General features: G+C 36.4%; 13 protein-coding genes. 8 read left to right on the top strand and 5 right to left on the bottom strand.

Annotated elements, in window-relative coordinates; genetic code table 11:
• Positions 1 to 59 precede the first annotated feature (59 nt).
• Positions 60 to 821 carry a transcriptional repressor AgaR gene (gene agaR, locus NE848_RS13290; protein ID WP_252114383.1) on the top strand — a complete coding sequence of 254 codons (762 nt, stop codon included), beginning with the start codon at positions 60 to 62 and terminating at the stop codon, positions 819 to 821.
• 26 nt (positions 822 to 847) lie between these two features.
• Here the strand turns inward: agaR and NE848_RS13285 are convergent, their stop codons facing one another.
• The 5 genes from NE848_RS13285 to NE848_RS13265 form a co-directional block, all read right to left on the bottom strand.
• On the bottom strand, positions 848 to 2644 hold the full coding sequence (locus NE848_RS13285) for a DUF4091 domain-containing protein (protein WP_252114381.1): 1797 nt from the start codon (positions 2642 to 2644) through the stop codon (positions 848 to 850).
• Between the two features lie 43 nt (positions 2645 to 2687).
• Positions 2688 to 3938: a glycoside hydrolase family 27 protein gene (locus tag NE848_RS13280; protein ID WP_252114379.1), complete on the bottom strand. Its 1251-nt coding sequence runs from the start codon at positions 3936 to 3938 to the stop codon at positions 2688 to 2690.
• Between the two features lie 131 nt (positions 3939 to 4069).
• Positions 4070 to 5872, bottom strand: a complete 1803-nt coding sequence (locus NE848_RS13275) for a DUF3472 domain-containing protein (protein ID WP_252114377.1) — start codon at positions 5870 to 5872, stop codon at positions 4070 to 4072.
• Positions 5873 to 5882: 10 nt separating this feature from the next.
• Positions 5883 to 7523 carry a RagB/SusD family nutrient uptake outer membrane protein gene (locus tag NE848_RS13270; protein WP_252114375.1) on the bottom strand — a complete coding sequence of 547 codons (1641 nt, stop codon included), beginning with the start codon at positions 7521 to 7523 and terminating at the stop codon, positions 5883 to 5885.
• A 10-nt stretch (positions 7524 to 7533) separates the two neighbouring features.
• Entirely contained in the window at positions 7534 to 10455 is a 2922-nt protein-coding gene (locus tag NE848_RS13265; RefSeq protein WP_279344058.1) for a SusC/RagA family TonB-linked outer membrane protein, read from the bottom strand.
• A gap of 463 nt (positions 10456 to 10918) precedes the next feature.
• Here NE848_RS13265 and NE848_RS13260 point away from each other — a divergent pair, with 463 nt between their 5' ends.
• The 7 genes from NE848_RS13260 (at position 10919) to NE848_RS13230 (ending at position 20397) form a co-directional block, all read left to right on the top strand.
• On the top strand, positions 10919 to 13915 hold the full coding sequence (locus NE848_RS13260) for a glycoside hydrolase family 2 TIM barrel-domain containing protein (RefSeq protein ID WP_252114371.1): 2997 nt from the start codon (positions 10919 to 10921) through the stop codon (positions 13913 to 13915).
• Between the two features lie 33 nt (positions 13916 to 13948).
• Entirely contained in the window at positions 13949 to 15391 is a 1443-nt protein-coding gene (locus NE848_RS13255; RefSeq protein WP_279344057.1) for an arylsulfatase, read from the top strand.
• Between the two features lie 77 nt (positions 15392 to 15468).
• Positions 15469 to 16605 carry an SIS domain-containing protein gene (locus NE848_RS13250; RefSeq protein ID WP_252114367.1) on the top strand — a complete coding sequence of 379 codons (1137 nt, stop codon included), beginning with the start codon at positions 15469 to 15471 and terminating at the stop codon, positions 16603 to 16605.
• Positions 16606 to 16614: 9 nt separating this feature from the next.
• Complete coding sequence (locus NE848_RS13245; protein ID WP_252114365.1) at positions 16615 to 17538, top strand: 1-phosphofructokinase family hexose kinase; 924 nt, start codon at positions 16615 to 16617, stop codon at positions 17536 to 17538.
• Entirely contained in the window at positions 17531 to 18475 is a 945-nt protein-coding gene (locus tag NE848_RS13240) for a carbohydrate kinase family protein (protein ID WP_252114363.1), read from the top strand. Before NE848_RS13245 ends, NE848_RS13240 begins: the two co-directional genes overlap by 8 nt.
• Positions 18475 to 19299: a class II fructose-bisphosphate aldolase gene (locus NE848_RS13235; protein ID WP_252114361.1), complete on the top strand. Its 825-nt coding sequence runs from the start codon at positions 18475 to 18477 to the stop codon at positions 19297 to 19299. The genes NE848_RS13240 and NE848_RS13235 overlap by 1 nt, the downstream gene beginning before the upstream one ends.
• A gap of 108 nt (positions 19300 to 19407) precedes the next feature.
• Positions 19408 to 20397, top strand: a complete 990-nt coding sequence (locus NE848_RS13230) for an amidohydrolase family protein (protein WP_252114359.1) — start codon at positions 19408 to 19410, stop codon at positions 20395 to 20397.
• Positions 20398 to 20507 lie beyond the last annotated feature (110 nt).

The raw sequence follows: 20507 nt of genomic DNA, 5'->3' as shown, positions 1-20507 counted from the left end.
TCTTCTAGTGGGTTGTATTCAATATTATTATATTGCAATCCGAATTATTTTAAAGCTACATGAAAAAAACAGCACAGCGGAGATCATTTATTTTAGAGAAACTTGATGAAAGAGGTCAGGTTACTGTTCAGGAATTAAGCGAGTCATTAGGGGTTAGTGAGGTTACTATTCGAAATGATCTAGATAATTTAGAGAAGAATAATTTGCTTATTCGTGCGCACGGAGGAGCCTTTAAAACAAATAATATACTTTTCACTGTAAACGAAAAGAAAAAAATTAATCTCGAGCAGAAGAGAAAAATAGGAAAGAAAGCCGTAAGTCTTATTAATGATAACGATAGTATAATCCTGGATTCAGGGACCACTACTTTTGAAATATCAAATAATTTAAAGGAGTTTAGAAGCTTAACAGTGATCAGTAATGCATTGGATATTGTAAATAATTTATCCAGTTGCGAAAATTTAGATGTGTATATGCCAGGGGGTTATTTGAAGGAGTTTAGCATGTCACTAGTAGGACCAATGGCGGAAAGAAATTTCAAGCAGCTATTTTGTAATAAGCTTTTCCTGGGGGTCGATGGTATAAAACTGGATCATGGAGTATTCACACACTACATGGAGGAGGCTTATTTAAATCAGTTAATGATCGATATAGCGGAAGAAGTTATAATTGTTGCTGATTCATCAAAATTTAAAAAAGCTGGATTTGCATTTATATGTGATTTTGATAAGGTGGATAAAATTGTTACAGATAGCGCTATTACTTCAACGATAATTAAAGATCTCAATAAACATAATATTGAGGTGATAATAGCGGAATAGAAAATTGATCAGGACCAAAAGGATTATTAGAATGAGTTCAATTGGATGTTAGCTTTTTTAATGGATTGAGCAACGTCCTTTTCTATTATCTCGGAACTTGCAAAACCATTTAAAAGGGTATCTAATTTTTTTAAATCCTCTTTCTCGCCTGATTCTATAAATTCTCTTCGAAGAAGCTTAATTTTCTCATAAGCTTGAATACCTTCCAATAATTTTTGAAATCGAATTGAAGTCCTGCCGCCGGGATAAACAAGGTAAGTGTCTCCGGCCGCCCATGTGCTAAATCTACTGTCTAAAAGAGGTTCTAAAGGCCAGCTCGCATACGCCCATCTAAGATAACCATCGAGCCCTGTCGCCGCTGCATACCATCCATACCATGCGGTCTCTGCCGGAGGACTAAAAGTAAAACTATTTGGTCGTGGGTGAGCACAACTGGTATAGAATGTACTTATTTTTCCTCGATTCTGTCTTTTACCTAAAATTTCTTGTGGATAATTTTCACCTAAGGCCAAACAGTAATCATCAATTCTTTCTAATAATTCTTTATGGAAACTTCCCGCAAAAGATATTTTGAAGTTCTTATCAGCTGATTTTATTAATTTAATTGTTTCTAACATGACATCCATTGGGCGCTCATCCATGGATATATAGGTTTTCCCAAACCAGCCTTTTTTCTTCAAATGGGTGGCGAAAGCCTTTAACATGGCTCCCCACATTTCACTATATGCTTTTTCTCCTGGTTTGGTTTCTATGGTCTTCATAGAGTTCGAAGCTTCATCAAAATATTCAAAGGCCAGTCGCCACGGTACCATGGAATAACAATTTATTTGTTTTTTTACTCCAAGGTCCATCATAAATTCCACCCACTTGTCAAATACTGTAAAATCAAAACTCCATTTATTATCAATAGTTTTACGCCATGTGACCATAGATTGAAATGGGTCATAAGTTTGGCCGTTCCATGGTCGGTTCATTATAGAAGCCGTAATTGATTTTCCACCAGCATTCACATAATGCTGCAGATCCTGCTTCATAGCTGCAAAATGTTCATCAGACCATAGATCAGTACGATAATATCTGGCTGCAGCATAGGGATTTTGCCAGAGATCTAGGTGAAATTTCCAGTTTTCGGACTTAGGTAATACTCGATCCAGAACTTCTATTTCGAGACCTAACTTTTTTAAAATTCGATCTCCATCTCTAATTTTAATCTCACCGGTATATTTTCCTTTAGTAATATCCCTGGGTACATTAATGGTTACCCAAACTGGCCTTGTGGTGTTTTTGGCAATAGATAAACGATCGTTAAGATGATCAATGGGATCTGCTACCAGAGTCGAATCAAATTCCTTATGATTCCTTGGGCCGCAAGCTCCTTTACCATCCTTATTTAACTCATCGGTCATCACGTACCGTACAAAACCCCCCGTAATATTCTTACTTTCAATTTTACTCTGACTGGAACTCAAATCACTTATTTCAAAATTTAATTCTAGTGATTTCCTGTGAGCGGAAATAATTAATTGGGCATTCAACTGCTCTCCTTTCCAGGCCGAAAGATGCAAGGTTTCTTGTGATAGGGCTATAGGGGCAGGAATTTCTTTATTATATCTCACATCTGTATTTGCCCAACTTACAAAAGTTCTATTCTTTTTATTCCATAAAGTTTCGGAAGTGGATTTCGGGTTATCTAATTCGGAATAATTTTCGATCGGAAAAGGAGGGTTTCCTGTTAATTGACCTGAATGAGTAATCCCTTCTTTTTCCTGTGATAATAAGGGAAGCGTAAATAAAATATATATTAAACAATAAATCTTTTTCATAGAAACCTTTTTAAGTAATCTCAGAAAACCCGGATTTGAAAAATTAGTTCCGTTTGGTAAGTCGGAGAACTAATGTTTCATGAGATTCAAGATCATATTTTATCACGTTTTGATTTTTATGTTCTTCTTTACTCCAAACATTGTAGAAGTTAAATTTCCCCCTAAGACCAATTTCTAAAAGTTTAATTTGACCTGATAGATTCGATTTTGTTGTATTCAATATTCCTATAGCATATTCGTTGTTCTCAAGGGATTTTAAAAAAACCTGCAGATTATCATTATTGATAATACGTTTTGCCTGAATACCAAGTGGATCTTGATCTATGGCAATAATATCTTTATTCATTAAAATTTTTCTCGTGTCATCATCCATATTTCTGATATCATTGCTAATCATTAATGGAGCTGCCATTAAACACCAAAGACTCATTTGACTCTGGTATTCCACCATAGAACACCCAGTTCCACCAAGATCTCCAGAGGGCCCTTTTTTTCCATTTAGCCCCACTATCAGCATGTCAGGATCATTCCAGTTTCCAGGACCAGCATATTCATCTAACTCGGCATTTATATTTAGAATATCTAAGATCCCGTAACCAATGCCTTCCTTGTGTAAATCTGTTCCTGGAGGAGCATTTGCACTCCATTTATCTCGGATGTCGTATGTAGTACGCCATAAATGACCACCTACATTATTTGCCCATTTCCATGGTTCTCTTTGACCCCATTCACAGACTGCAAATACAATATCTCTTCCTGAATTTTGGAGAGCTTTGCCCATTCTCTTATATCTTTTAATAGCGGTGGACTGATCTGCAGGAGCTCCGCAGTAATCATATTTTAAATAATCTACTCCCCAATCTGCAAAAGTTTTAGCATCCTGTTCTTCGAAACCGTAACTTGCCGTATATCCTCCACAGGTTAATTGGGCGGCATCTGAATAAATTCCTAATTTCATTCCTTTACTATGAAGATAATCAGCAAGTGCTTTTATGCCAGATGGGAATTTCTCTGGATCGGGTATGATATTATTTCGTTTATCACGACCTCCCTGCCAGCCATCATCTATAAAAATGTGATCATATCCCAGGCTTACCAAACCATTTTCTATCATCGCATCAGCAATTGATCTTACATCAGATTCCGTGATATCATCTGCAAAGTAATTCCATGTCATAAAACCCATGGGTGGAGTGGGAGCTAACTGTCTATTTTGAGCTTGGGTAAAATTCTGAGTAAATAGAAGAAGTACGAGTATTTTATAATTAAATAAATATAAACCGTTATTTTTCATAGATCATTAAAGACTATTAAAATGATTTTATTCCTTTATTATTTTTATGGTTTCCTAATAATCACAAGACCAAATATCAGGATTAAACGCTCCAATAATCAATAGCTTTTGATTAAACCAATTCTTATTTTTTAAAAGAGACTGACTTCAGCTAAAGCCGCAAACTCCTGACCATCATATGAACTATTTGCGATTAATTTTAAGTAATTCATAGAAACAGGTTCAGGTAAATTAAAACTTTGAGTGGAGCTGGAATTTTCTAGAATATAATTGCCTAAAGAATACCAGTTTTCACCATCATCACTGTATAAAATTTCTAGGTCTTGTATTTTTCGAGAGCCATTTCTTTGCTGAAATACTATACCATTCACCTCGTAAGTTGATTTAAGATCTATTGTAAGGAAATGTGGATAGGTCTGTTCTGAATGACAACCTGACCAACAAGAGTGCCAATAGGTCCCTGCATTACTATCTAATATCAAGGAAGCTAATCCGTTATCACCCTCTCCCTGTATAGCTTCAGAACTAAAATCTATAACCTCCCATTCCGTCTTATCAAAAAAATCTTCAGAGGGCTCTTCCACGGAAATTTGAACCAATGGTGTTTCCAGCAATGAAAAATCAATACTGGGAGCTTCGCTATTAGGGCTTCTTTCGAATTCTGAATCAATTAATGTATTATTTGAAAAGAAACCTCCATTCTTTAGAAAAAAACGATTTTCCTCCTGTCCTCCTGCATAATCTAATCGATTACCTGATCTGGCTGTAGCATCAGCAGTAAATTTTGCTTTAGTTGCTTCAATCCAATTACCATCGATATCTCTCACCCATTGGTTCTCATATAAAGCTTTACGTTCTTCGAAGCCATGCTCTGTAGAAAAATTTTCTAAGAATGAATGAAAATTAGTTAAGTAAGTGGATGTATAAGGACGTCTAAAACTTGCAATTAGTTGCCATTCACCAGTTTCCGGAGCGTAAAAATATGCAGTGTAATCAGTTGAATTGTTTTCAGAAGGTTCACCTTTTAAAAGAAATTTATAGGTGTTGCCTGCTTTCCAATCATATCTCAAGTAACTTTGACCTCCGGAGCCTTCATTGCCAAACTCCCCCACATGGACATTTTCCCCATTTCCTAATAATATAATTTTATAGTCTTCCGGAATATCATCTGGGTTTTGCGTTTCATAAGGACTCCAGACTGAGAATAAAATCCTCCTTTCAGATGCAGAATTTACCTGCATCCCAAAATATCCTTCTGCAAAACCATTAGACATGAAATAAGAACCTATTTTATCCTGGCCTTCTGGAACTGTAACTTCATTATAATACCATTGAATATCTTTCTCGGTTGGGATGTCATAAGAAAGGTGAACAGAAGGCCCTCTCCGTCCCCAATAAAAGTCATCATCAACCATGGTTAAACCAGATGAAGTAGCATTTCCCCCAACTACAAAATTCTTAATTTCACCAAAGATATTCGACTCTTTTTCAAGACCCTGAATTTGAATATTATGGTAACCTGAAGAAGAAAGATTAAATATTCCAACAGGTATAACTTCGTAATCTGTATTGTTAACAGATATTTCTTTGCTTTCATCTCCTAAAGTTACTTTTATTCTGGATTGCCCTTTTGGAACTTTTATTTCCAGACCTACATGTAAAGAACCGGATTGGTTTACCTTGAAATATGTTCTTAAAAGATGATCAGAGTTTTCCCAATTTTTCACTCCTTCTTCCGAGATTAAAGTGCTATTGGCGGAAATATCATTTACCACCCAGGTATTACCCCCAGGTGGTATAGATATATTCAAAACCAATTCTTCAGATCCCTTTTTATTAGTTTGAAAGTACGTAGCATCAGCTGAACAGGATATAAGTAGAATAAATCCAGAAAGAAAACAGAATGGTATAAGTTTAAGTTTCGATAATGTCATGAACTTCTATTTATGGATTTTGTTGAAGAGATGGCTGCACATTAATTTGACTCTCTGGAATATATTCAATAATCCTATCACTACTTGGCGGAATTACTTCCCATGGGTTATTGCCTAAAAGATGGGTTCCAGGATACTCCCTGTTCATTGTCCTATTATTACGAAAGACATCGAACTTTCTATGTCCCTCAAAAGCAAGCTCAAGTCGTCTTTCGGTAAGTGCTATGTCTAGAATATCTGAGCCCTCAGGAAAATCTGCTGGCGATTCATAAATTGGGATTCCAGCTCTTTCCCGGATAACATTAACATTTTCTAATGCTAATTCAGTATTTCCTAACTTAGCATAAGCTTCTGCTTTATTTAAATATAATTCTCCTAGTCTAGAAACCACAGGGGACCATAAATGTGGTACGCCCTCCTGCAATGAAGTTTTTAGAATATAATATCTGGGATATCCGTTTCTTTTATATACATCGTAATCTTTTGTTACATCTATTCTGTTTCCCGCGGAATCATTAAAGTAATAGTTGCCATCTTGATCCTGGATAATTTCTTTTTCCGTTTCATTATGAGTTATGTATAGTTTATCTCCTCTTTCACTGATGACTCTGAATTGATATTTGAAATTCTCATCTATCCAAAATACCGCTGGAACCTTATTGCCATTTTCGTCCATTATATATTGAGGATCAATAAAAGATTTTCTTACATCTTCAGGATGTCTGTTAATGAGATCAAGAAATGATCTTGATGCATACATTTCACCCCAGCCTGTTCCTTCAATGCTAGCATAGAGAGAACCAACAGTATACCATCCGTGATTATAATCAGATTCCTCTAAAAAGCGGAAAGCAAATATTGTTTCGGGATTATCCTCAGGAGACATCTGAAAATAATCAGGAAGTTGGGAACTGCTCAGAAGACTAAATCTACCGGAGTTTATAACTTTATCTGCATATTCAATTGCTTTCTGATTCTCACCCATATATAAATAAACTCTGGAGAGTAAAGCCTGAGCTGCTGCTTTAGAAGCATAGGGGTTTTCTCTTGGTTCATTCATTAAAGATTCTGCTTTCTGTAAATCAGAAACCACCTGGGAATAAACTTCACCAACGGTATTTCTGTCAGGTAAATCATTAATATCTGAAGTCAATTTGAGCGGCACACCGAGATTGGAAGTTCCGTGAGAATAAGGCCGCCCAAAAATGTTAGCTAATTGAAAATAAGTTAAAGCTCTTAGATAGTAATTCTCTCCAATTAGTTGATCCCTTTCAGGTGAACGGCCTTCCTCGGCTAATTCAATAACCTTATTGGCTCCTACGATTGCTCTATAAGAAGAAATCCAAAAATTATTTGTCCTAGAATTGGTAGCAATATTATTGTAGTTATAAGTATAAAAGAGTGGGTCAGTGGTGGTACCACTTAAGGAAACATTATCTCCAGGATACTCACTAAGTCGGTGTAACTGCTGGGCGAAACCGTTTCCGTTGGCATCACCTTTCAGAATAGCATAATTGCCCAAGGTAGCAGATTCTAATCCTCCTTCGCTCGCAAGCAGTTCCTCTGTTTCAACCGAATCGTAAGGAAATCTTTCTATGTCACAGCTTGATAATAAGCCTATAATACTTAGTAAATAAAATATATTTTTCATCTTTTGATTTTTAAAAGGTTAAGTTGACTCCAAAAATTAACTTCTTAGAAACCGGGTATAGAGTACTGGAAAACCCGTCAGCACCGACTTCCGGATCCATGCCGGAATAACCGGTTAAAGTCAGTAAATTGTCGCCTGAGATATAAACTTCGGCATTGGATAAACCTACCTCATTACTTAAATTCTGTGGAATAGTATAGCCTGCACGGATATTTCTAAGTCTTAGGTAACTGCCATCTTCTAAATACCTTGAGGAGGTTTTATTGGATAGATTGTTACCTCCATATACTAATCTTGGGTGAGTAGCGATATCTCCAGGTTCTTCCCATCTAGTCCATGCCTCAGCCAGTACCTGTTGGTTATATGTAGGGTAGGCGCCATCGGCATCATATAACTCCCTACTTGAATTATAAATTTCGCCTCCATAAGAAAAAGCAAAATTCGTTGTCAAGGTAAATTCTCTTAATTGAAAATTTGTTCCGAATCCACCGTAGAAATCTGGGGAAGAGGTACCAACGATTTGCTTGGTAGCTGCATTATAGTCAGTAGTTTCAGATCTTTCGCCAGTTTCAGGATTAACAACTTCCCATAGAGGGTTTCCAGTTTCTGGATCCACTCCGAGCCATTTTCTCATAAACCAGGAATTAAAATCTTCCCCTACTTTTGAGATTTTTGTGCCACGGTCAATTTGTTGATCTTCGAACAGTTCAGTTACCTCGTTGGTGTTAAATCCTATATTTCCTGTGGCACTTAGGAATACATTTTCTGTCGATACAATGTCTACAGCAATATTACCTTCAAAACCATTATTCTTAACACCTCCAATATTTTCCCAATAGCCAGTATATCCAGTAGTGGAGGGAAGGCTTACAAAATAGAGAAGGTCTGAGGTGTCTTTATTATAATATTCTATAGAAACACTAAGTTTATCAAAGAAGCGCGTGTCAAGACCTATATTTGTTTGATAAGATTTTTCCCATGATAGATCATCATTTCCTAATTGTGAAGGTGTCGTAGCAGGATATCCGTTATATGTATTATTTAAATTGTATAGTCCATACTGAGGGTATAGAGAACTAGGTCTATTCCCGACAGAACCGTAGCTTACTCTTAATTTAAATTGATTTATATCGTCTGCCTGGAAAAAACTTTCGTTATGTAGGTTCCATCCTAAACTACCTGAGTAAAAGGTTCCGTATTGATGGTTTTCTCCAAAATTTGAAGCGCCATCACGTCTAATTGAAAATTGGGTTAGATATCGCTCATCATATGAATAATCTGCATTAAATAAAATGGATTGTAATGCATATTCATTTTTAAAACCTCCGACTGCTGCTGGAGTAGCTGCATTATTTAGAATTTCGGTTCCCGAAATAATACCGTATCCTGTAGCACTTGTACTTTCATATTGGTAATCGTTATATTCATAAGCCGCTAGTACTCCTAACGTGTGCTTGTCCCAAACATTGGAATACTTAAGCATTTGGTTAGTAAAAGTAGTTATACGTCGCTGACCGTACTCTGAAAGAGCACCATTATTGGCTAGACCACTATTTGATGCGGGATCGGTGTAGGATTTTCCATTAGTACTAAAATAGGTGATTCCATTCGTAGAAATAAATCTTAAATTATCCGTTAATTCATACTCAAAATCGAAATTACCATAACCATTAAGCTCATTACTTTCACTATAATTCCATTGTAAATCGTACAAATAATTACTTCTGTCTCTTCCATACCATACAACTTCTGGATTTTGAGGATCTATTATACCTCCCTCTTCATCAAAGGCACTATCCCAAGGCATATTTAGATACATTTGATAAAGTGAATGTTGCTGACTAAACCGAGTACTATAATTAACAGCTATTTTGGGCTTTAAAGTAAATCGCTCTGAAACTTCGTAATCATGATTTAAGCGAAAACTTAAGCGGTTGTAATCAAAGCCTTTAACCGCACCGGTTTCATCATAGAGTCCTAGCGAAATGAAGGTTTTAGAATTATCTTTTCCTCCTGTGAACGTTATATTATGATCTTGTACTACTCCCGTTTGTGTACCATTATTTATCCAATCAAAGTCATTATTTAACACATCTTCCGTGATTCCTTCTGGTATTGCATCTTGATTACTGAAATTCTGATAATAATCATACATTTCCTGTGAATTCATTACCTCAAAATTTCCCTGATTCAAATAGGAGAATCCTACTCTCGAGCTTAAATTTAGTTTATCCACACCGCTGGTACCTTGATTAGTGGTTACGACCACGACACCATTTGCTCCACGAGATCCATACAATGCTGTAGCAGAGGCATCTTTTAGTACCGAAATAGATTTTATTTCGTTTGGATTTAAATTTGGAGTTCCATGAACAATCATTCCGTCGACCACCCATAAAGGGCTAACACTACCATTAATCGATGATAACCCTCTAATTCTAATTGCGGGAGTGGAACCTGGTTGTCCAGATCCCTGAACGATCTGGACTCCAGAAGCCTTTCCCTGTAGCATTGTAGAGACATCAGGTGATGTGACGTCCGTGAGTTCATCTCCATCCACCTCAGATACCGATGAGGTTATGTCAGATTTCTTTTTAGAACTATAACCGACGACCACTATTTCGTCAAGATCAGCTGATTGGGTGCTTAAAGTGACATTTATGGTATTGTTACCATTTACAGCTAAATCTTTTGTTCCGTAACCCAGAAATGAAAATTCCAGAATAGCATTCGTAGCTACCTGAATAGTATATTCACCATCGAAATTCGTCATAACCCCATTCGTTGTATTCTTTTCAAGAATATTAACTCCAGGAATTGGGGTTCCTGTCTCGGAATCAGTCACTATACCGCTAACAGTTATTTGATCGTCCTGGCCATAAAAGACTTGGAGGACCAATAAGAAAATAGGAATGATTAATTTTTTTTTCATGTTAGTTAATAATTTAAAGAGTAATTAGTTTGGATATATAATCAGAAAAAGAAATAAATAAATTTACGATTTCTTTCGCTAAACTATAAAAAAATATTAAAAACAAAAATTAATTATAAAATATATGTGAAAAATTCAGTGTGCTGAACTTTTTATTATTCCTAATTTATATTGTTTAAGTCAGTTTTTATAGTGTTTATACGGGTATTTGTTGTGAAATTCCTGAAGTTTTTCAATAAAGTTGTGCAAAATTGAAAATTATAATTAAGTTTGTAAATGAAAGATTAAAACTTACGTATAGTTTTTTTTGTAGAAAATTTGTTTGATGGAATTAGTTAATGTTAAAAACCTAGGGATTTTTTTGTTGATGATATGCTTTTGCTTTCCTCAAAATTCGCGGGGACAGTTAAAGGACGTCTCCGTTTTTGAGAATCCCAAATTTCAGGCGGAAAACCGTCTACCTATGAGGGCGTCCTATTTTCCTTTCGAAACAAAAGAATTGGCAACAATAAATAATAGAGAGCTTTCGGAAAGGTTCGTTAACTTGAATGGCACCTGGAAGTTTTTCTGGACGGAGCATTATAGGAATCTTCCGGAAAATTTTGAGACTCTTCAGTTTGAAGATAAGAATTGGGATAATTTAAAGGTTCCGGCAAATTGGGAATTCCATGGTTATGGAACACCCATCTATGTAAATCACCCATTCGAGTTCGCCGTTGATAATCCTAACCCCCCATTTATCGAAAATGAAAAGCAACCGGCTGGTGTGTATAGGAAAGAAATCGTCATTCCAGATGAATGGAATGATAAAAGGGTGTTTATTCACCTGGGAGCAGTAAAATCAGCTTTTCGATTATATGTTAATGGTAAATATGTTGGACTTGGGGAAGATAGTAAGCTCGAATCTGAATTTGAGCTCACAGAATTTGTTAAACCGGGTAAAAACTTGATTGTAGTAGAAGTGCGAAGGTGGAGTGATGGAAGTTATCTTGAAGCCCAGGATTTTTGGCGTATTAGTGGAATACAGCGAAATGTTTATTTATATGCCCGTCCTTCGGTACATTTTTATGACCTCTTTGTAAAAAGCCCACTTGTTAATAATTACAAAGATGGAGAACTAACATTCGATATTGAAATTTGGAATCGGGAAAATAAAAAGAATGGAGACTATAGAGTTGAAGCTAAATTACTAAATGGGAATGGATATACTCTTTACTCCTCCTCGCAAACAGCTATAGGTTTAAATAGGAAGCAGGGGAAAACTATTCTTAGGTTTCAGGAACAACTACCAAATGTTCATGCATGGTCTGCTGAAAAACCATATTTATATACATTACAGATTAACTTGTTAGATCCAAATGGAGATGTAGTGGAGTCTCTAAATCAGAAAGTAGGTTTTAGAACTTACAAAGTGGTAGGTAATCAATTTTTAGTGAATGGTGAACCTGTATTATTTCGGGGGGTAAACCGCCATGAATCTCATCCGGAGACCCATCATGTTGTTACTGAAGAACAAATGATAACCGATTTGAGAATAATGAAGCAGCTAAATATGAACGCTGTTCGACTATCTCATTATCCTAATGATCCCAGATGGTATGAGTTATGTGATAAATACGGATTATATGTAATAGATGAGGCGAATATTGAATCTCATGGGATGTACTATGATCCTGAAAAAACGCTTGGGAACGATCCTGAATGGGAGCATGCTCATATGCTGAGAATTAAAAGGATGGTAGAGAGGGATAAAAATCACCCTTCTATTGTAGCCTGGAGTATGGGTAATGAGGCTGGGAATGGATACAACTTTTATAAAGCATACAATTGGATAAAAGGATTCGACCCGTCCCGGCCAGTTCAATATGAAAGATCTACTACGGAGTGGAATACCGATATTATTGTGCCGCAATACCCTCATCCGGATTATTTGGAATATTATGCTACTCATAATCCAAAACGTCCATATATCATGAGTGAATACGCCCATGCCATGGGGAATAGTATGGGGAATTTCAAGGAATACTGGGATGTGATAGAAAAGTATCCTTCCTTACAAGGTGGATATATCTGGGACTGGGTCGACCAGGGAATTTATAAAGAAATCAATGGTAAACAAGTTTTTGGTTATGGAGGAGACTGGGGTGATGAAACTACGCCAAGCGATAATAACTTTCTTATAAATGGAGTGATAATGCCTGATCGTACTTGGAACCCTCATGCATATGAGGTTCGCAAAGTCTATCAGGAAATCGATTTTAGGTTAAATATCCAGGAAGGAAAACTGGAAATATTTAATGAACACTTTTTTAAAGATTTATCAAACTTCAATTATAAGGTGGTGATGTTGAAGAATGGCAAAGAGGTTAATTCGGCAGGTCTAGAAAGTATCCCTCTTCAGCCACGTAACCGAACGATGATTGATTTGCCTTTTGAATTACCTAAAGATACATTAGCTGAATACAGGATGAAAGTAGAAGCTAGTTTAACGCATGACGAAGGCTTACTAACTGAAGGTACAAAATTAGCAGAAGAAGAATTTGCTATTACTCCCTATGTTTCTGAAAAAATAGGACTGGAGCCTGAAACTTTTGAAATAACAGAAAATGAAAATACCCTGGATGTTTCTAAAGGTTCATTCACCATAAAGTTTGATACAAGTACAGGAAGATTCTTTGATTATACATATAAAAGAGATGTACTTATAAAGAAAGGCCCGGAACTCTCCCTTTTTCGCCCTCTGGTAGACAATGATTTTGGGGCTGGTCTGAACAAGAAGATCGACTATCTGAAAAGTCCTGGGCTTCAGCTTGTAGATTTTGATCATTCTACAGCGGAAGACGGAAGTTATAAAATTGTAACATTGTTTGATGTCCTGAAAGGTGATGCTAAATTCACTCAAACCATTAATATATATGCTGATGGGAAGGTCCTGGTGGATAATGATTTTAAGGTTCTAAACGAAGAAAGTGAACATAATATGGTGCTTAAATTCGGTACTTCTTTAGTGATACCTGAAAACCTAGACAAGATAGAATGGTACGGAAGGGGACCATGGGAAAGTTATGAGGATCGTAAATCAAGTGCTTTAGTGGATATTTATCGTTCTTCAGTAGAGGATCAGTACCATCCTTATGTGAGGCCACAGGAATCAGGAAATAAGACAGATGTTAGATGGGTGAAAATAACCGATGGAAAGAATGGCATTAGAATTATCGCTACAGATAAACTAATTGATTTTTCATTATTGCCATATAAGCTAAAAGATCTGTATCCTACTTCAGAGAAAGGTCAGGAACATTCATCTCTATTGGTAGAAGATGATGCTAATCACTTGGATATTGACTTGCAGCAGATGGGGGTGGCGGGTATAAACAGTTGGGGAACTTTACCACTTGAAAAATACAGGATGGAATTTAAAGATTATAATTTCTCCTATATTATTTCACCTGTTCAATAAGCAGCAATAATTGATATATTACTTATTCTTGAAATGACTTTAAAGTTTAGAAAAAATATAATTCTTTATGTGTTACTCAGCTTTAGTTTGGTAGCCTGCAAGGCCACAAAAAATAAAACAGAGGTGGCGGACAAGCCTAATATTGTCTTGATTATGGCAGATGATCTTGGGATAGGAGATATTGGTGTTTACGGACAGGATATCTTTTTTACTCCTAATATTGACAGACTTGCTAGGGAAGGAATGCAATTTAATAACTTTTATTCAGGAAGCACAGTTTGTGCTCCTTCCAGGGCCGCACTTTTTACAGGCCAACATACTGGACATACAAAAGTACGAGGAAATGGAGAATTTCCCCTGGATTCCTCTAAAAGGATTATACCTGAAATGTTGAAAGAAGGAGGCTATACAAATGCGATGTTTGGAAAATGGGGTCTGGGTCTTAAAGGTAGTACAGGTTCGCCGGAAAAACGAGGTTGGGATGCATTCATTGGTCACCTTCATCATGTAGATGCACATTTCCAGCGACCGGACTCATTAGATGTTATACAAAATGGAAAAATGACCAAATTGAATACCCCTGAAGGTAGCTATGCAAATGAGATCTTTACAGAAGCTGCTGTTGACTTTATTGAAAGCTCCAGCCATGACAAGCCTTTTTTTCTGTATTTATCTCTTACAATTCCTCATGCAGAATTGGTGGTGCCCCACAAGTTTATAAGCAACCATATGTTGTCTGATAATGTGAGTAAATATGAACCGGAAAAAGCCTGGCCGGAAGGGAGACATTATGGCGCGCAAAAACATCCGAAAGCAGCTTACGCTGCATTGGTTGAAAGTATAGACAATTATGTAGGTCAGATAATGACGGCTCTTAAAAAGAAAGGTTATGATAATAATACCATCGTTATTTTCACAAGTGACAACGGTACACATCTGGAAGGTGGGCGTATAATGGAAGATGTAGATTTCTTTGAGAGTAGTGGACCGTATAGAGGGGTGAAAAGAGATTTATTTGAAGGAGGAATCAGAACTCCATTCATTGTTAGATGGCCTGGAGAAATTGCTTCCGGTAGTACTTCCGGATTCCAAGGTGCTTTCTGGGACCTTTACCCAACCTTCGCAGAAGTTTCTGGATTAAATCAAGAATTTCCTGCTGTGGATGGAATTTCATTTTTACCTACACTTCGTGACAGCAAAAAGCAGAAAAAACATGAATACCTGTATTGGGAGTTTCATGAATCTGGTGGTAAACAGGCCATTTTAAAAGATGAGTGGAAAGCAATTAGACTACAAATAAATACTGTTGATCCTCATGTGGAACTGTATAATATAGCGTTGGATCCACAAGAAAAAAATAATATTGCTGCACAGTATCCTGACATAACAAAAAATTTAATCCATATGATGGATTCTATAAGGACACATAATCAGAATTTCAGTTTTCTGAAAAATCAAAGCCAGAAACATCAATAATCAAATTATTCTAAAATAATTTTTAATGATAGTTATCTGTCTCTAACACACTAAAGAATAGAATTTTACATTTTTATATGACGAAGATTAAAAATAAAAGATCATTTACGGAGATAGAAATTAACAATCAACCCAACCTATGGGAGGATGTTTATAAATTAATACTTGAGAAAAGTGAAAGTCTTAAGAAATTCATTGGTCCATTAATGGAGAAAAAGGGCCTTGAAATTATTCTAACTGGAGCAGGTTCTTCTGCTTTTTTAGGAGAGGCCGCACAGGCTTACACTCAAATAAATACGGGTTGTCAGACTAGGGCAGTTAGTACCACGGATATTGTTACGCATCCGCACTTCTTTTTTCAGAAGAATCATCCTATTCTATTGGTTTCATTTGCCCGTTCCGGTAATAGCCCGGAAAGCATTGAAACTGTGAACCTTGCTGATCAGTATTGTGATGAAGTTTACCATCTAATAATTACCTGTAACCATGCGGGTGAATTAATGAAGTATACCTCTAAAAAAAGCAATAAGTCATATGGTTTATTACTACCGGAAGATGCTCACGATAAAAGCCTGGCCATGACGGGTAGTTTCACTTCTATGCTTTTGAGTATTTTATTAATTAGCGATTTAGATAATATTCAGGAAAAAGAAAGCTCAATTAAATCCATAACAAGCAGTGCAAGGAATATATTGGAAAAGAGCGCGTCTTTTGAAGAAATTGCAAATACTGATTTTGAAAGGGTCGTTTTTTTAGGATCCGGTCCACTTGTGGGGATTGCAAGAGAATCTCATCTAAAATTACAGGAATTAACTGATGGTAAAGTAATATGCAAACATGATTCTTTTTTAGGTTTTCGTCATGGTCCGCGGGCTGTAATTAATGATAAGACCTTATTGGTTTATTTGTTTTCAACCGATGATCATGTTTTTCAATATGAATTTGATCTCGCCGATAGTAATACGAAACAGTTAAACCATATACCATGTGTCGCTGTGGGAAGAAAACAAGATCCTCGATTAAATGCGTGCTTTAATATTGACCTTCATTTAAACTCAGAAGAACAACTTGCTGTTGTTCCTGCTACCCTTATTGGACAACTCTTAGGTCTTTATAAAAGCCTGAATCTAGGTTTAGATCCGGACAATCCTTCAGTATCTGGTACTATTTCCCGAGTAGTACAAGGCGTGAAAATATATCCACAAAAATTATAAATAGAGGAAATGGTTTTAAGTATTTGTCCAAATCCATCCATTGACTGCTACGCCTGGATTGATGGCTTTAATAAAGGAACTGTTAACCGGTTCTCGATGATTGAAGAATTTCCGGGGGGTAAAGGTGTACATGTTGCTTTAGCACTGGCAGAGTTAGAAGTCGATTCAAAGGTTTTAGGTTTTTGGGGTGGCCATACAGGGGGATGGATTAAGGAGCAGTTTCAGTCAAGAGCTGTTCAGTTTGGTGGAGTTGAATTAGAGGAGAATAACAGGAGATGCTATACCCTCATTTCAAATAATCCGAATTTAAATCATACAGAATTATTAGAACCAGGTCCGGTTATCACTAATGAGGATTTTGAAAGTTTTCTCAAGGAATTCAAGGAACAGTCTATAGATGCTGAATTTATAAGTATGTCTGGCTCATGGCCTTCCAAAGCTCCTGAAGATGGGTATAGAAGATTGATCCAACTTGCAAAGCAACAAGGTACGAAGGTGATTCTTGACTGTACAGGAAAACAATTGGAAGAGGCATTGAAGGTAGGCTTTTTTGGAATTCATCTTAATCATAAAGAGGCTGAAGCTTTATGTGGTTCCTCTGATATTAAATCACTACGTAAATTTTTAGGTGACAAGGTAGAATTAATTGCACTGACCAGGGGAAGTGAAGGACTCGAACTCGCTTACAAGAGAACTATTATTAAAGCAAAAATCGACATAGACCCAGCGCAGATCATAAGTACAGTAGGTAGTGGAGACTGTTTAACAGCAGGTATACTCTATGCGCTGAATAAAAAATTGACTCTCGAAGAGGTTGCAGCCTGGGGTGCTGCATGTGGCACAGCCAATTGTCTGAATAAAGACTTGGGGATGTTGAAAAAAACAGATGTAGAGAGGCTAATTAAAACAGTGAAAATTGAAACTCATGAATAAGAAGAAAATCCTGGTTGTCGGGGAATTAAATATAGACCTTATCTTAAATAATATCCAAGGTTTTCCTGAAATTGGTTCTGAGAAAATTGCAGATAAGATGGATTTCACTCTTGGAAGTTCATCTGCAATTTTAGCTACTAATATTGCAGCTCTTGGTGTGTCAACATCGTTCTGTGGTCTTTTAGGAAAGGATAGTTTTGGAAAATTTATCTTAAAAGAGCTCCACACTAAAAATGTTGATACGCGTTTTGTTCAGCTTTCTGAAATCAATAAAACAGGAATAACAGTGGTGATGAATTATGACCAGGATAGGGCTAATGTTACTTACTGTGGTGCGATGAATGAATTAAGTATCGAACACGTGCCCTGGAATAACTTAACGGAATTCGATCATTTACATTTTTCGAATTATTTCTTACAGCCGGGAATTCAAAACGATATTGTAGAATTATTTAAAAAATCTAAAGAGGCTGGAATCAGCACTTCTTTGGATTTACAAGTAGATCCAGAAGATGAATGGAAATTTAATTATCAGGAGTGCCTGCCATTTGTAGATGTTTTTTTGCCCAATGAAAAGGAGCTTTTAAGGCTTAGTAGAAGAAATAGTTTGGAAGAGGCAATAAATCATATAAAACAGTTTACAAATATCCTTGCTTTAAAATTAGGAGATCAAGGAGGAAGAGTAATTCATGAGTCAGAAGATATTGCTCTTAAACCTTATCTAAATAACAAATATGTGGATGCTATTGGTGCTGGTGACTCATTTAATGCGGGCTTTTTAAAAAAATACCTCGATGGTGCTTCTTTAACGGAGTGTCTGGATTATGCTAACCTTACCGGCTCCCTGAGTACAACTGCTGCTGGTGGTACCGGGGCATTTGCTAAGAATGAGAATATAGAAGGAAAACTGAATAAAATCAGAAAGAAAGAATTTTAATGAAACTAAAAGAAAAATTACAACAATTGCGAAGTGAAGGCCGTGGAATACTGGCTACCAATTTTTATAATTTAGAAACACTGCATGGTGTACTTAATGCTGCTTCTGAACTGAATGAACCTTTAATTCTACAGCTTACGCAAAGTTCTATCGATTATATGGGGCTGGAAACGGCTGTGAATTTAGGTCGGACAGGGTTGAAGCAATTTGGTGTGGAAGGCTGGATCCATCTTGATCATGGTGGCTCTGTAGAATTGGCACAACGATGCCTGGATGCCGGTTTTGACTCTGTAATGATAGATGGGAGTGAATTGCCTTTTAAAGACAATATTGAAATAACCAAAGAGGTAGTAAAACGTGCAAAATCTTATGGAGCGCACGTTGAAGCTGAACTGGGTTATGTAGCCAAATTAGGCCAGTCACATGATGAACAGGTTTTTACGCAACCAGAGGAGGCAAAACAATTTGTGGATGAAACGGGAATTGATGCGCTGGCCGTTGCGATTGGTACAGCTCACGGATTTTATAAAAGCGAACCTGAATTACAGCTGGATCTACTTGAAAAGATTTCTAAATCAACCGATGCTAGTTTAGTTTTACATGGTGGATCTGGAGTCCCGGCCTCCCAAATGCAAAAAGCTATATCTAGAGGGATTTGTAAAGTTAATCTTGCAACTGAAATCAAGAATATTTTTATGAAGACCTTACAAAGTGAATTAAGGAATAATGAAGAAATAGATCTTAGAAAAGTTTTTCCAGTGGCTACTGGTGAAATAACAAAATTGGTTAAGACAAAATTGCAAATTGTTCAAAATAATAAATAGATGATATTGCAAGCCTGTTTTCAGGCTTGCTTTATTCCTACTCCAGGTTTAAGAATTGAGTTGTTGATCTGGTGATTTAATAGAAATTAACTTTTAAAAGAAAACACTATGATACCAAAATTTATAGATGCACATGTACATCTAAATACACTCTCCTTTGAAAAAATGGAGAAAATGATGGAGTATAATGCTGGTTTTCTTTCTATTAATACGAATATTCCATTTTTTGATGAAATTGAAGAACAGGAAAAAGTAATTCTGTCCCTTCAGAAAAAATACCCCGGTAGGGTAAAATACTTCACTACGTTTAATTTTAAAAAATGGGGTACACCAGAATTCGTTGATGATGCCATTGCCCAAATAAAACGTGGATTAAATAATGGCGCAGTGGGTGTTAAAATATGGAAAGATTTAGGCTTTGACTATCACCATGAGGATGGCAGTTTTGTAATGATTGATGATCCCATTTTTAATCCAATTTTCGAATATCTTCAGGATAATAAAATCATGCTTATTGGTCATCAGGGAGAACCAAGGAATTGCTGGTTACCCTTAGAAGAAATGACCGTTGATTCAGACCGTAATTACTTTAGAGAACATCCTGAATATCATATGTATCTTCAAAAGCAATATCCTTCCTACGAAGAACAGATGGAGGCACGCGACAATATGCTTGAAAAGTTTCCTAAACTCACATATGTAGGTCTGCATCTTTTTAGTATGGAATGGAGTATTCAGGAAGTAGCCAAACGTCTGGATCGATTTCCAAATACATTAACTGATGTAGCGGAAAGAGTCTGCCATTTGCAAATTCAAGCCAAAGATAACTGGAAAGATGTTCGTGATTTCTGTATAGAATATCAGGATAGGATTATTTATGGAACTGATGTAATAGATGATGGAACTATCCCGGCAGAAGAAATAGCAGAGAAATTCGAACGCTTATGGAATTTTCACTATGATTTCTTCGCCACCTCTCAGACTTTAACCGCTCCTGAATTTAAAGGGGAATTTCAGGGACTCAATCTACCCGAAAAGGTTGTTGAGAAAATATTTTATCTGAATGCGAAAAAGACCTATCAATTTTTAAAACCATAGAACTTCAATTTATAGAAATTATGAAAAATAACAGAAGAGATTTTTTACGATTAACCGGAGTAGGAGGATTAGGACTATTAAGTGGTAGTTTGGTAAGCTGTAAAAGCACC

Source organism: Gramella jeungdoensis (assembly GCF_023805255.1).
Classification (GTDB): domain Bacteria; phylum Bacteroidota; class Bacteroidia; order Flavobacteriales; family Flavobacteriaceae; genus Christiangramia; species Christiangramia jeungdoensis.
This window is presented reverse-complemented; position numbering and strand designations above follow the sequence as displayed.

Excerpts from the sequence above, each read along its gene's own strand:
- agaR (WP_252114383.1), top strand. The coding sequence starts at position 60 with ATGAAAAAAACAGCACAGCGGAGATCATTTATTTTAGAGAAACTTGAT.
- NE848_RS13285 (WP_252114381.1), bottom strand. The coding sequence starts at position 2,644 with ATGAAAAAGATTTATTGTTTAATATATATTTTATTTACGCTTCCCTTA.
- NE848_RS13280 (WP_252114379.1), bottom strand. The coding sequence starts at position 3,938 with ATGAAAAATAACGGTTTATATTTATTTAATTATAAAATACTCGTACTT.
- NE848_RS13275 (WP_252114377.1), bottom strand. The coding sequence starts at position 5,872 with ATGACATTATCGAAACTTAAACTTATACCATTCTGTTTTCTTTCTGGA.
- NE848_RS13270 (WP_252114375.1), bottom strand. The coding sequence starts at position 7,523 with ATGAAAAATATATTTTATTTACTAAGTATTATAGGCTTATTATCAAGC.
- NE848_RS13265 (WP_279344058.1), bottom strand. The coding sequence starts at position 10,455 with ATGAAAAAAAAATTAATCATTCCTATTTTCTTATTGGTCCTCCAAGTC.
- NE848_RS13260 (WP_252114371.1), top strand. The coding sequence starts at position 10,919 with ATGAGGGCGTCCTATTTTCCTTTCGAAACAAAAGAATTGGCAACAATA.
- NE848_RS13255 (WP_279344057.1), top strand. The coding sequence starts at position 13,949 with ATGACTTTAAAGTTTAGAAAAAATATAATTCTTTATGTGTTACTCAGC.
- NE848_RS13250 (WP_252114367.1), top strand. The coding sequence starts at position 15,469 with ATGACGAAGATTAAAAATAAAAGATCATTTACGGAGATAGAAATTAAC.
- NE848_RS13245 (WP_252114365.1), top strand. The coding sequence starts at position 16,615 with ATGGTTTTAAGTATTTGTCCAAATCCATCCATTGACTGCTACGCCTGG.
- NE848_RS13240 (WP_252114363.1), top strand. The coding sequence starts at position 17,531 with ATGAATAAGAAGAAAATCCTGGTTGTCGGGGAATTAAATATAGACCTT.
- NE848_RS13235 (WP_252114361.1), top strand. The coding sequence starts at position 18,475 with ATGAAACTAAAAGAAAAATTACAACAATTGCGAAGTGAAGGCCGTGGA.
- NE848_RS13230 (WP_252114359.1), top strand. The coding sequence starts at position 19,408 with ATGATACCAAAATTTATAGATGCACATGTACATCTAAATACACTCTCC.